At 75.2% G+C, this 10,969-nt stretch carries 15 protein-coding genes; 5 read left to right on the top strand and 10 right to left on the bottom strand.

Going from position 1 to position 10,969, the window contains the following annotated elements; all coding sequences use genetic code 11:
- Positions 1-42 precede the first annotated feature (42 nt).
- From PH189_RS25155 to PH189_RS25170, 4 genes are all read left to right on the top strand, one after another.
- On the top strand, positions 43-711 hold the full coding sequence (locus PH189_RS25155; RefSeq protein ID WP_274191591.1) for an RraA family protein: 669 nt from the start codon (positions 43-45) through the stop codon (positions 709-711).
- Positions 711-1,451, top strand: coding sequence for an SDR family oxidoreductase (locus PH189_RS25160; RefSeq protein WP_274191592.1), 741 nt, complete (start codon positions 711-713; stop codon positions 1,449-1,451). Before PH189_RS25155 ends, PH189_RS25160 begins: the two co-directional genes overlap by 1 nt.
- A 61-nt stretch (positions 1,452-1,512) precedes the next feature.
- The gene (locus tag PH189_RS25165; protein ID WP_274191593.1) at positions 1,513-2,325 is read left to right on the top strand and encodes an SGNH/GDSL hydrolase family protein; all 813 of its coding nucleotides are present in this window, start codon (positions 1,513-1,515) and stop codon (positions 2,323-2,325) included.
- Positions 2,322-2,789: a GNAT family N-acetyltransferase gene (locus PH189_RS25170; RefSeq protein ID WP_274191594.1), complete on the top strand. Its 468-nt coding sequence runs from the start codon at positions 2,322-2,324 to the stop codon at positions 2,787-2,789. The genes PH189_RS25165 and PH189_RS25170 overlap by 4 nt, the downstream gene beginning before the upstream one ends.
- Here the strand turns inward: PH189_RS25170 and PH189_RS25175 are convergent.
- From PH189_RS25175 to PH189_RS25185, 3 genes are read right to left on the bottom strand one after another with little or no spacing between them, the layout of a single operon-like run.
- Entirely contained in the window at positions 2,782-3,204 is a 423-nt protein-coding gene (locus PH189_RS25175) for an SRPBCC family protein (protein WP_274191595.1), read from the bottom strand. The genes PH189_RS25170 and PH189_RS25175 overlap by 8 nt on opposite strands.
- Positions 3,205-3,214: 10 nt before the next feature.
- Entirely contained in the window at positions 3,215-4,147 is a 933-nt protein-coding gene (bla, locus tag PH189_RS25180) for a class A beta-lactamase (RefSeq protein ID WP_274191596.1), read from the bottom strand.
- Positions 4,144-4,614 (bottom strand): pyridoxamine 5'-phosphate oxidase family protein, encoded by a 471-nt coding sequence (locus PH189_RS25185; RefSeq protein WP_274191597.1) that lies wholly within the window; start codon positions 4,612-4,614, stop codon positions 4,144-4,146. The genes bla and PH189_RS25185 overlap by 4 nt, the downstream gene beginning before the upstream one ends.
- Before the next feature lie 103 nt (positions 4,615-4,717).
- Between PH189_RS25185 and PH189_RS25190 the strand changes: the two genes are divergently transcribed.
- Positions 4,718-5,269, top strand: coding sequence for an HdeD family acid-resistance protein (locus PH189_RS25190; protein ID WP_274191598.1), 552 nt, complete (start codon positions 4,718-4,720; stop codon positions 5,267-5,269).
- 10 nt (positions 5,270-5,279) lie between these two features.
- Here PH189_RS25190 and PH189_RS25195 read toward each other — a convergent pair whose 3' ends face one another.
- From PH189_RS25195 to PH189_RS25225, 7 genes are all read right to left on the bottom strand, one after another.
- Complete coding sequence (locus PH189_RS25195) at positions 5,280-5,516, bottom strand: MbtH family protein (protein WP_274191599.1); 237 nt, start codon at positions 5,514-5,516, stop codon at positions 5,280-5,282.
- 4 nt (positions 5,517-5,520) lie between these two features.
- Entirely contained in the window at positions 5,521-5,781 is a 261-nt protein-coding gene (locus tag PH189_RS25200) for a phosphopantetheine-binding protein (protein ID WP_274191600.1), read from the bottom strand.
- A gap of 35 nt (positions 5,782-5,816) precedes the next feature.
- A complete protein-coding gene (locus tag PH189_RS25205) occupies positions 5,817-6,638 on the bottom strand; it encodes an ABC transporter ATP-binding protein (RefSeq protein ID WP_274191601.1) in 822 nt (273 codons plus the stop codon).
- Positions 6,639-6,642: 4 nt separating this feature from the next.
- The gene (locus PH189_RS25210) at positions 6,643-7,680 is read right to left on the bottom strand and encodes a FecCD family ABC transporter permease (protein ID WP_274191602.1); all 1,038 of its coding nucleotides are present in this window, start codon (positions 7,678-7,680) and stop codon (positions 6,643-6,645) included.
- 20 nt (positions 7,681-7,700) lie between these two features.
- On the bottom strand, positions 7,701-8,756 hold the full coding sequence (locus tag PH189_RS25215; protein ID WP_274191603.1) for a FecCD family ABC transporter permease: 1,056 nt from the start codon (positions 8,754-8,756) through the stop codon (positions 7,701-7,703).
- Positions 8,753-9,691 carry a methionyl-tRNA formyltransferase gene (locus PH189_RS25220; RefSeq protein WP_274191604.1) on the bottom strand — a complete coding sequence of 313 codons (939 nt, stop codon included), beginning with the start codon at positions 9,689-9,691 and terminating at the stop codon, positions 8,753-8,755. The genes PH189_RS25215 and PH189_RS25220 overlap by 4 nt, the downstream gene beginning before the upstream one ends.
- Positions 9,692-9,754: 63 nt before the next feature.
- A complete protein-coding gene (locus PH189_RS25225) occupies positions 9,755-10,810 on the bottom strand; it encodes an ABC transporter substrate-binding protein (protein WP_274191605.1) in 1,056 nt (351 codons plus the stop codon).
- Between the last annotated feature and the right edge of the window lie 159 nt (positions 10,811-10,969).

Genomic DNA, 10,969 nt, shown 5'->3' on the forward strand with positions numbered 1-10,969 from the left:
GATCGTCGCCACGCGGCGCGGAGTCGAGCATCATGGCCGCCCGTGGATCCCCTGACCGCCGACGAGCTCGCGCGCGCCCGTGCCCTCGCGACCTCCTCGCTGTGCGATGCCGACAAGACCCTCGCCCTGCCCGACCCCGCGATCCGGGCGATGGTGCCCGACGTGCGGATGGCCGGGCCCGCGGTCACCGTCGTGGCCCCCGACGACCACCTGCCGGTGCTCGTCGCGGCGGGCGAGGCGGCGCCGGGCTCGGTGCTGGTCGTCGCCAACCCCCGCGGCTCCCGGGCGATCGCGGGCGAGCTCGTCGCCGCCGAGGCGCGCCGCCGGGGCCTGGCCGGGATCGTCATCGACGGCCACTGCCGCGACGTCGCCGGGCTGCGGGCGCTCGGGCTGCCGGTGTTCGCCCGCGGGTCGACGCCGGCGTCGGGCACCGCGCGCGACCCGCGCGGGTTCGACGAGGGCACGGTCGCCGTCGGCGGGGTCGCCGTGCGGCCGGGCGACGTCGTGCTGGGTGACGACGACGGGCTCGCCGTCGCCACCCCCGACCAGGTACGCGCCGCGCTGGCCGGCGCCGAGGCGATCGAGCGCGCCGAGGCCGCGGTGCTCGCCGGGCTCGGGCAGGGGCGCTCGCTGGCCGACCAGACCACGATCGCCGAGCACCGTGCGGCGCGCGCCGCCGGACGCGAGTCGAGCCTCGGGTTCACCGTCTGATGGCCGTCCTCCTCGTCACCGGCGGCAGTCGCGGCATCGGTGCCGCGGTGGTCGCGCGGGCCGCGGCCGCCGGGTGGGCGGTGTGCCTGACCTATCGCGGGGAGGCCGAGGCCGCGCAGGAGGTGGTCACCGCAGCCCGCGAGCACGGCGTCGACGCGAAGGCCGTCCGGGCCGACGTCGCGGTCGAGGCCGACGTCGAGGCCGCGTTCGCCGCCGCGGACGCGATGGGCCCGCTCGCCGGCGTCGTGGTCAACGCCGGGGTGGTGGCCCCGAAGGCGCGGGTCGACGCGATGTCCGCCGAGCGCGTCAGCGGGATGCTCGCGGTCAACGTCGTCGGCGCGGTCGTCACCTGCCGCGAGGCCGTGCGACGGCTCTCCACCGGACACGGAGGCCCGGGCGGGTCGATCGTGCTCGTGTCCTCGGCCGCGGCCCGGCTGGGCTCGCCGGGGGAGTACGTCGACTACGCCGCCTCGAAGGCCGCCGTCGACACCCTGGGCGCCGGGCTGGCCAAGGAGGTCGCGGGCGAGGGCGTGCGCGTCAACGTCGTGCGCCCCGGGATCATCGACACGGAGCTCCATGCGTCCGGCGGGCAGCCCGACCGCGTGGAGCGTCTCGGTCCCTCGGCGCCCGTGGGGCGCGCCGGCACGGCCGACGAGGTCGCCGCCGCCGTGACGTGGCTGCTCTCCGACGAGGCGTCCTACTGCACCGGCAGCGTCCTCGACGTCGCGGGCGGTCGGTAGGAACCGGACATGATCGGGGCGGTGGCGCGCACCGTCGGGCCCGCGGAGCAGAATCGCGCGGGTGACGAGGAACGAGGCGTCACTCGACGTGCCGGGCCCGCGGCCCGCGCGTGGGGCCTGGCGCAGCTACGTGGCACTCGGGGACAGCTTCACCGAGGGCGTCGGCGACCCCGATCCCGCGACGGGGGTCGAGCGCGGCTGGGCCGACCGCGTGGCCGCCGCCCTGGCCCGCGGACGGCCGGACGTCGGGTACGCCAACCTCGCGATCCGGGGGCTCCTGCTCGACCGGGTCGTCGCCACCCAGGTCCCGGCTGCCGTGCGCCTGGCTCCCGAGCTCGTGAGCATCTGCGCGGCCGGCAACGACCTGCTGCGCCCGTCGGCCGACCCGGACGCCCTCGCCGAGCGGCTCGAGGGCGCCGTCGCGACGCTGCGCGCGACAGGTGCCGACGTGCTCGTGTTCACGGGGTTCAACACCCGCGAGAGCCCGCTGCTCAACCTCATCGCCCGGCGGCTCGCCGCGATGAACCAGCACATCCGCGACATCGCCGCGCGGCAGGACGCCTACCTCGTCGACCTGTGGGCGATGGCGCCGCTGGCCGATGCCCGGGCCCGCACCGACGACCGCCTGCACCTCAATGCGGCCGGTCACGCGAAGGTCGCGGCCCGGGTCTGCGAGGTCCTCGGCCTCCCGCCGGAGCAGGACTGGCGCGAGCCCTGGCCGCCCGAGGCACCCACCACGTGGACCGCGCGCCGCACCGAGGACGCCCGCTGGGCCCGCGAGCACCTGTGGCCGTGGCTGCAGCGGCGCGCGCAGGGCCGTAGCACGGGCGACCACCGCCCGCCGAAGCGCCCGCAGCTCGCTCCCCTGCCATGAGGATCCTCGCCGACGACCTCACCGGCCCCGAGATCGCCGCCCTGCTCGACGAGCACCTCGAGGAGATGCGCGCGGTGTCGCCGCCGGAGAGCACGCACGCCCTCGACCTCGAGGGTCTGCGGGCCCCGGACGTGACCTTCTGGACGGTCTGGGACGACACGCACGGCGCCTCGCTCCTGGGCTGCGGCGCCCTGCGCGAGCTCGACCCGTCCCACGGCGAGATCAAGTCGATGCGCACGGCGTCGGCGCACCGGGGTCGCGGGACCGCGACGCGGCTCGTCGAGCACGTCGTCGCCGAGGCGCGCCGTCGCGGGTACCGGCGGCTGAGCCTGGAGACCGGCGCGGAGGAGTACTTCGCCCCCGCCCGCCGGCTCTACGCGCGCCACGGCTTCGTGCCGTGCGCCCCGTTCGCCGACTACCCCGAGGACCACCACAGCGTGCACCTCACGCTGGTCCTCACGTAGTCCGCGTCGCCTCCGCGACGATTCCGGCGATCTCGGTGTCGACGTAGCGCCGGGTCAGCGGGCCCAGCAGCGTCGCGACCACCCCGAGCGGCCCCGTCTGGCGGATGCCGAGCGTGACCCGGCTGCGACCTGCGTCGGTCGGTTCGACCGCGTGCCAGGCGACGCTCCGCAGGCCGGGGGCGGGCGAGGCCCACGTGAAGGACCGGCCGGGCTCGAGCTCGGTGACCTCCCACGTCGCGGTGGGCAGCCGCGGCTGCTCGACCCGGACGCGGGTGCCGACGCGCAGCTCCCCGCCGTCGAGCACGCGGACGCGCGTCATGGTCGACGTCCACGCGGGCATGCGCTCCACGTCGGCGATCACCGCCCACACCGTCCCGGCGTCGGCGTCCACGTCCCGGCTGACCGTGTACTCCACGGCTCCCGTCCTACCGTGCCGGACCGCCCGGCGGGAGGGCCGCGACGGCGATCCGCGTCGCCTCCGCGATGGTCTGCCTGCCGTTCGTGCTCGCCGGGTCGTCCGGGGTCGTGTAGACCGCGATCACCAGCGGCGCCCGCCCCGGCGGGCGGGCGACGGCGATGTCGTGGCTCTCGCCCCGGGCCCCGGAGCCGGTCTTGTCGCCGACGCGCCAGTCGCCGGGCACGCCCGCGCGGATCTGCAGGGTGCCGGTGGTCGCGCCGTCCATCCAGCCGAGGAGGAGATCGCGGCCCACGGGGTCGAGGGCGTCCCCCACCACGAGGGCGCGCAGGTCCGCCGCCACGGCGTCGGGCGTGCTGGTGTCGCGCTCGTCGCCGGGTCCGGTCTCGTTGAGCTCCGGCTCGAGGCGGTCCAGACGCGTCGCCGGGTCGCCGAGCGTCCGGACGAACGCCGTCGTCGCCGCCGGCCCGCCGAGCAGGCCGGTGAGCAGGTTCGCGGCGGTGTTGTCGCTGACCACGATCGCGGCCTCGCACAGCGCGGCCACGGTCATGCCGGTGTCGACGAAGCGTGTGGTCGTCGGCGCGTAGGAGAGCAGGTCGGCGCGGGTGTAGCGGACGGTGCGCCCGAGCAGGCCGGGGTCCTCGAGGCGCCGGCGCAGGATCGCCGCGACGATGAGCACCTTGGCCGTCGAGCACATCAGCACCCGGGTGTCCGCGCGGTGCCGCACCGCCTGCCCGGTGCCGGTGTCCAGCACGACGAGGCCGATCCGCCGGCCTGACCGGCGCTCCAGGTCGTCGAGGGCGGCCGGGTCGAGCACGGTGCGGGCCGATCTCGGCCGATCAGGGGAAGCCGCAGGGCCGGCCGGCGGCACGCCCGCCGAGCACCCGGCGAGCACCGCCGCGACACCGCCGAGGAGCACCGCCCGGCGGGTCGGAGTGATCACTCGCGGGAGGGTAGCGACCGGTACTCGAGCCCGTTCGCCGTGCTGCGCCACGCCACGAGCCGGTCGAGGGTGACGACGATCGGCTGCGAGAACGTCATGAGCCAGGCGTCCAGGGGCTGGTCGCCGAGCATCGGGGCGTACTTGCGCCCGAAGGCGTCGAGGGCGTCCTCCACCCGCGCGAGCTCGGAGAGGACGGCGTCGCCACCGCCGGTCACGACGTCGGCGCCCTGGCCGGCCGTGTCGAGGGCGATGCTGACGGCCCCGTTCGCCCGGAGGTGGCCGATCTTCGCGGTGTCCGGACGGCTGAAGATCGTCACGATCGGGTCGTCGAAGGCGAACCACACCGGCACCGTGTGCGGGCGGCCGTCCGGCGCGACCGTGCCCAGCCAGATCACGGGTTCCGAGGCCAGACGCTCCCCGGCGTGGGCGTCGACGGCGACGGTGGGGTCGAGCAAGGCTCCGCTCACGTCGATCATCGCAGCAGACGGGTCAAGTGCGCCCTCTCGACACGGGGTGTGAACAGGGCTTCGATGTGCCCCGAAGGATCTGTTCCCTGAGAGGAGAACGCTGATGACCAGCGCGGTGGGTGGACCCGGCGTGCGCCGGGCGTCGAGCGGATGGGGCTGGATCCTCGCGTCCGGCGTCCTCGGCCTGGTGGTCGGAGTGATCGCGCTGATCAATCCCCTGGCGACGACCGTGGTCGCCGCCGTCTTCCTCGGGATCGCTCTGATCGTGCAGGGCGCCCTGGAGATCGGGGTCGCCTGGCGTGCCGAGACCGGCTCGACGGGTCGCGGGTGGCTTGCCGCGTTCGGTGTGCTGGTCCTCGTGGCCGGCATCCTCGTGCTCTTCAACCCGGGCGGCGGGGTCGTCGCGCTCGTCTGGGGGCTCATCCTGTGGTTCGTGATCGCGGGCGTCCACGATCTGCTCGTCGGGTTCTCGCAGTCCGAGCACCGCGGGTGGAACATCGTCCTCGGGGTGCTCAGCCTGATCGCCGCGTTCGTCCTGCTCGTGTCGCCGTTCACCGCCATCGTCTGGATCGGGATCCTGGTGGGGCTGGCCTTCATCTTCCGCGGCGCCGCCGACGTCGGCCTCGCGCTCAGCATGCGGCGCGACCCGCGCTGAGCCGGCGGGGTCAGGTCTCCGCCCGCTCCATCCGCTCGGCGAGGCTGCGCGGGCGCATGTCGGTCCAGTGCTGCTCGACGTACTCGAGCGCGGCGGCCCGGTCGGCGCCGGCACCGTCCTCGGTCTCGCCGAACACGACCGTCCAGCCGGCCGGTACGTCGGCGAAGACCGGCCAGAGGCTGTGCTGGCCCTCGTCGTTGACGAGGACGAGGAAGCGGCCGTCGGGGTCGTCGAAGGGGTTGGGCACGTCGTCACGCTCCGGTGAACAGGCGGCTCCAGGCCGCGACGGTGGGTTCCTCGGCGAGGTCGACGAAACCGATGTCGGAGCCGGTCTCGCCCCGCCACCGCTCGACGAGGCTCATGAGCCGGATGGAGTCGAGGCCGAGGTCGAAGAGGTCGTCGTCGTCGCCGACCTCCTGGGGCTCCTCGCCGAGTGCCGCGGCGACGTCGGTCCGGATGCGGTCACGGTCGACGCTCCCGGTCGTTCCGGTCGTCGGGGTCTGCTCTGCCATGGCGGTCCTCTCCCTCGTGCTGCCCTCGGGCAGCGTCACGTCACGGTGGGCTGCTGCTCGGGGGCGTCGACGCGACGCCGTCGCCGTTTGGCCGGCACGCACATCGGGGTGTGTTCCTCGGGGTCCGGGACGATGCGGACGTCGAGGCCGAACACCGTGCGCACCATCTCCGCGTCGACGACCTCCGACGGCGGGCCCTGCGCGTGGATCCGGCCCCGGTGCATCGCGACGATGTGGTCGGCGTAGCGGCACGCCTGGTTGAGGTCGTGCAGGACCATGACGATCGTGCGGCCCTGCTCGCGGTTGAGGTCGGACAGCAGGTCGAGCACCTCGACCTGGTGGGCCATGTCGAGGAACGTCGTGGGCTCGTCGAGCAGCAGGGTCTCGGTGTCCTGCGCCAGGGCCATCGCGATCCAGGCCCGCTGGCGCTGACCCCCGGACAGCGCGTCGAGCGAGCGGCGCCGCAGCCCGGCGGTGTCGGTGACCTCGAGGGCCCAGTCGATGTGGTGCTGGTCGTCGCGGGAGAACTGCTGCAGCCAGCTCTGGTGCGGGTAGCGGCCCCGGGCGACGAGGTCCTCGACGGTGAGCCCCTCGGGCGCGGACGGGGACTGGGGCAGGAGCCCGAGGCGCCGGGCGACCTCCCGGGTGCCGAGGCGGGCCAGCTCGGTGCCGTCGAGCAGCACCGCGCCGGAACTCGGCGCCAGGAGCCGGATCAGGCCGCGCAGCAGGGTGGACTTGCCGCACGCGTTGGCGCCGACGATCGCGGTGACGGACCCGGGCGGCAGCTCGAGCGAGAGGTCGGCGACCACCGGGGTGCCGCCGTAGCCCAGGGTCAGGTCATGGGCGCGCAGGCTCATGCGGTCACCCTCCACGGACGGGTCTGTTGGCGCGGTGGAGCAGGTAGAGGAAGAAGGGCGCGCCCACGACGGCGGTGACGACGCCGACCGGCAGCTCGACCGGCGCGAGCACCAGGCGGGCGACGAGGTCGCAGACCATCACCAGCACCCCGCCGAGCAGGGCGGTGGCGGGTAGCACGGCCGCGCCGGTCAGCCCGGTCAGCCGGCGGGCGAGGTGCGGGGCGATGAAGGCGACGAACCCGATCGGCCCGGCCGCGGCCACCGCGAACGCCGCCAGCGCCGCGCCGACGACCACGAGCCCGAGGCGCGAGCGCTGCACGCGCACCCCGAGCGCGGTGGCGGACTCCTCGCTGAGCGAGAGCGCGTCGAGGGCCCGCGCGAGGGCCGCGGTGGCCGGGAGGAGCAGCACCAGGCCCACGAGCAGGGGCCAGAACTCCGCCCACGTGACGCCGCCCAGGCTGCCGACGAGCCACACCGCGGCGCGCTGGACGTCGATGAGGTCGCCGATCACCAGCAGGTACTGGGTGCCCGCGACGGAGACCGCGGCGAGCGCGATGCCGATCAGCACCAGGCGGTACGGCGAGAGCCCGCCGCGCCAGGCCAGGGCGTAGACCAGCGTCGCCGACGCGACGGCGCCGGCGAACGCCCCGAGGGGGAGCAGGGCGGGCGGGGCGCCCAGGATGAGGATGGCGACGCCGGTCAGGCTCGCGCCCCCGGTGACGCCGATGATGTCCGGCGCCGCCAGGGGATTGCGCACCAGCGTCTGGAAGATCAGCCCGGAGACGCCGAGCGCCATCCCGCAGCCGAGGCCGACGAGCGCCCGCGGCAGCCGCAGGCCGACGATGATGAACTCGTCGCTGAACGTCCCCGAGCCGACCAGGGTCGCGGCCACGTCGCCCAGCGGGATGGGGAACTCGCCGACGCTCACCGACAGGGCGACCGCGACGACGCCGACGACGAGCGCGCCGGCGCACACCGCGAGCAGCCGCAGATCGAGCAGCCGCGAGAACCCGCCCGCGCGGACCGGCACGCGGCGCGACATCGGTCGCGGGTCGGCCCGGGTCACAGCTGCACCAGCCGTCCGCGCCGGATCAGCGCGATGAACACCGGAGCGCCGATCGCGGCCATGACGATGCCGACCTGCAGCTCGCCCGGCCGCACCAGCACCCGGCCGACCACGTCGGCGACGAGCAGCAGGATCGGGCCGATGAGCATCGAGTAGGGCAGCACCCAGCGGTAGTCCGGGCCGACCAGCGCGCGGGCCGCGTGGGGCACGGTCAGCCCGACGAACCCGATCGGTCCGGCGACCGACACCGCCCCGCCGGCGCAGCACACGATGCCCACCGCGGCGAGGCCCCGGGACAGGGGCACCCGCTGTCCGAGCGCCCGCGCGACGTCCTCGCCGAGGGCCAGCGCGTTGAGCGCGCGGCCGGACAGGAGGGCGAGCACCACGCCGACCACCAGGAACGGCGCCGCTCCGGCCAGCATCTCCAGGTCGCGGCCGGCGAGCGAGCCGACCACCCAGAACCGGAAGGCGTCCAGGGTGCCGGAGTCGAGCAGCGCCATCGCGGAGGTCAGCGCGGTGAGCAGCGCGGCCACCGCCGCGCCCGCCAGCGCCAGGGTCACCGGGCTCGCCGCCGCTCGGCCCGACGCCCCGAGGGTGTAGACGACCACCGCCGCCACCGCCGCACCGAGCAGGGCGAACCACGCGTACCCGGACACGCTCGTGATGCCCAGGACGTAGATCGACGTCACCACGGCGAACGCCGCGCCGGCCTCGATGCCGAGGATGCCGGGATCGGCGAGCGGGTTGCGCGTCACGCCCTGGATCACCGTGCCCGCGACGCCCAGCGCCGCGCCGACCGCGATGCCGACCAGCGTCCGCGGCAGCCGGAGCTCCCGCACGGCGACGTGGGCGTCGGTGCCCGCGAAGTCGGTGAACGCCGTGATCACCTGGGTCAGTGAGACCGGCAGCGCGCCCACCGCCAGCGACAGCAGGGTCGCGAGGACCAGCAGCCCCACCCCGACCACCAGGCCCGCCGCGCGCGACGCCCCGCCCGCGAGCGGGGGCGTCCCGCGCTCGTCGGCTTTCGGGGCGGCCGGCGGCGAGACGCTCATGCGAGGTAGTCCCCCATGCGCCGGAACCAGTCGCCGGCGACGTGCTCGACGCCCTCGTCGTCGCGCACCCGCTGCAGCACCAGCCCGTGCTGACCACCCCGCCAGGCGTCCGGCCCGGCGACGACGATGACGCCGCGGCCCTCCCGGGCGAACACGCGCCCGAGCGTGCCGCCGGCCTTCTCCTTCGACACCGACGCCTCGAGCACCCGCAGCCGCCGGCCCTCGTGCAGGCACCAGGCGTTCGGGTACGGCCCGGTCTGGGCGCGCACGAGGTTGACGAGGTCGCGGGCCGGCCGTTCCCAGTGGATCCTGTTGTCCGGGTCGGCGCGCTTGTGGAAGAACGATGCGTGCTCGGGGTCCTGGCGCAGCCAGTCGTGCGGGCCGTGCTCGATCCGGTCGAAGGCGTCGAGCGAGAGCTCCCCGAACAGGCCGACGGTGCGGTGGAACAGGTCCTCGGTGGTGTCGGTGGGCGTCACCGGCACCGTGCGCTGGGTGATGATGTCGCCTCGGTCGAGGTCGGCGTCCATCCAGTGCGCGGTGATGCCCACCTGGCTCTCGCCGTTGATCAGCGCCCAGTTCAGCGGGGAGAAGCCCGCGTACTTGGGCAGCAGCGAGTCGTGGGTGTTGACCGTGCCGCGGGTGGGCGCGGAGAAGACCTCCGGGCTGATCCACGTGCGCCAGTTGCAGGCCAGCCCGATCTCCGCCCCGGACTCCTCGATCGCCGTGACGAGCTCGTCGTCGACCGCCTTCTCGCGGTAGACCACCGGGATGTGGTGGGCCCGGGCGAGGTCGCCCATCGACTCCTCGAAGATCGCGGGTGCCCACTCGCCCTCCTCCGGGTGGCTGACGGTGAGCACCACCTCGTGGCGGGACTCCAGCAGCGCGGCCAGCAGCCGTGCGCCCCACTTCTGGTAGCCGAACAGGACGACGCGCATCGACGGGCTCCTCGGGTTCTGGGCCGCTCGGGTTCTGGGCCGGCCGGATTCTGGGCCAGGCGGTCAGCGGAACTCGGCGGCGAAGGCGTCGAGCGTGCTCATCGCGCCCGCGTAGTCCGGACGGAAGGCTGTGGAGGGCAGCTCGTAGACCTGGCCGCTGCTGAATGCCGGCAGCCGTGCGTAGACCGGGTCCGCCCGGAGCTGGGCGAGGGGGCGCTGGCCGATCGGGAGCACGATCGCGGTCGGCGCGTCGGCGACCCGGGGGAGGAGTTCCGGGCTGGTCTCGAACGAGTCGCCCGTGCCGAACAGCGGCGGGTTGCCCGCCTTGGCGAGGACGTCGTCGGGGACGAAGCCGAGGTCGCTCGCGATGCGCGGGAGCGCCGCGGTCGGGGTGATCACGTAGGGCTTGCCGTCGCGGGCCTGGTAGAGGAAGACCGTCGGCTGCGGGGGCAGCCGCAGGGCGCCCCGGACCTGGGCGGCCCGGTCCTGGTAGGCCTGCAGGAGGCCCGGCACGCGGTCCGGGCGCCCGACGACGTCGGCGATCCGTGTCAGCTGGTCCTGCCACTGGGTGAAGGCCGGGAGCAGCACCGTCGGCGCGATCTGCTGCAGCTGCGGGTAGGCGTTCGCGGCCTGCGCGGCCGTGAAGCCCTGCCCGCCGCCGATGATCAGATCGGGGCGGGCGGCGGCGATCTGCTCGATCGACAGCCCGGCGCCCTCGCTCGCGAGCCGCTGGGTGCCCTGCGCCGTCGCCTGGGCCGACCAGCTCGGCGGGAAGCCGGTGGCGTCCGGCGGGACGCCGAGCACGCGGGGCTCCGCCACGGCGACCGGCGCCTCGAGGGTGAACAGGTCCCCGGCGAGGCTGCCGGAGAGGACGGCGATCCGCTGCGGCGTGGCGGGGACCTGCACGGGGCCGCGCTCGGAGTCGACCGTGCGCGTGGGGCCCGAGGGGGCCGCGCCGCCGGCGGGCTCGCCGCCGCACGCGGTCAGCACCAGGAGGGCCGCCAGCCCCGCGAGCAGCAGGCGCGCCGCGGGGAGGCGCCCGGCGCCCCCGCCGGCGCGCCGGGATCCCTCCCGCATCCCTCGCCCGACGGCCGTGGCGTGCTCGCCCACAGGGCCCACTGGTCACTCCTCTCGTCGGTGGCGTCGTCGACCGCGCGTCGGTCGCGACGTTAGGGCAGCCTTCCATAAGACACCAGACGGGCGATCGCCCGACGTGGTGGTCCTGACACTCACCGTGACTCATGCGACGTCCGGGCTCGCTTGCGGCAACGGGGCTCG

The sequence above is a fragment of the Actinomycetospora chibensis genome (assembly GCF_028737215.1).
Lineage (GTDB): Bacteria > Actinomycetota > Actinomycetes > Mycobacteriales > Pseudonocardiaceae > Actinomycetospora > Actinomycetospora chibensis.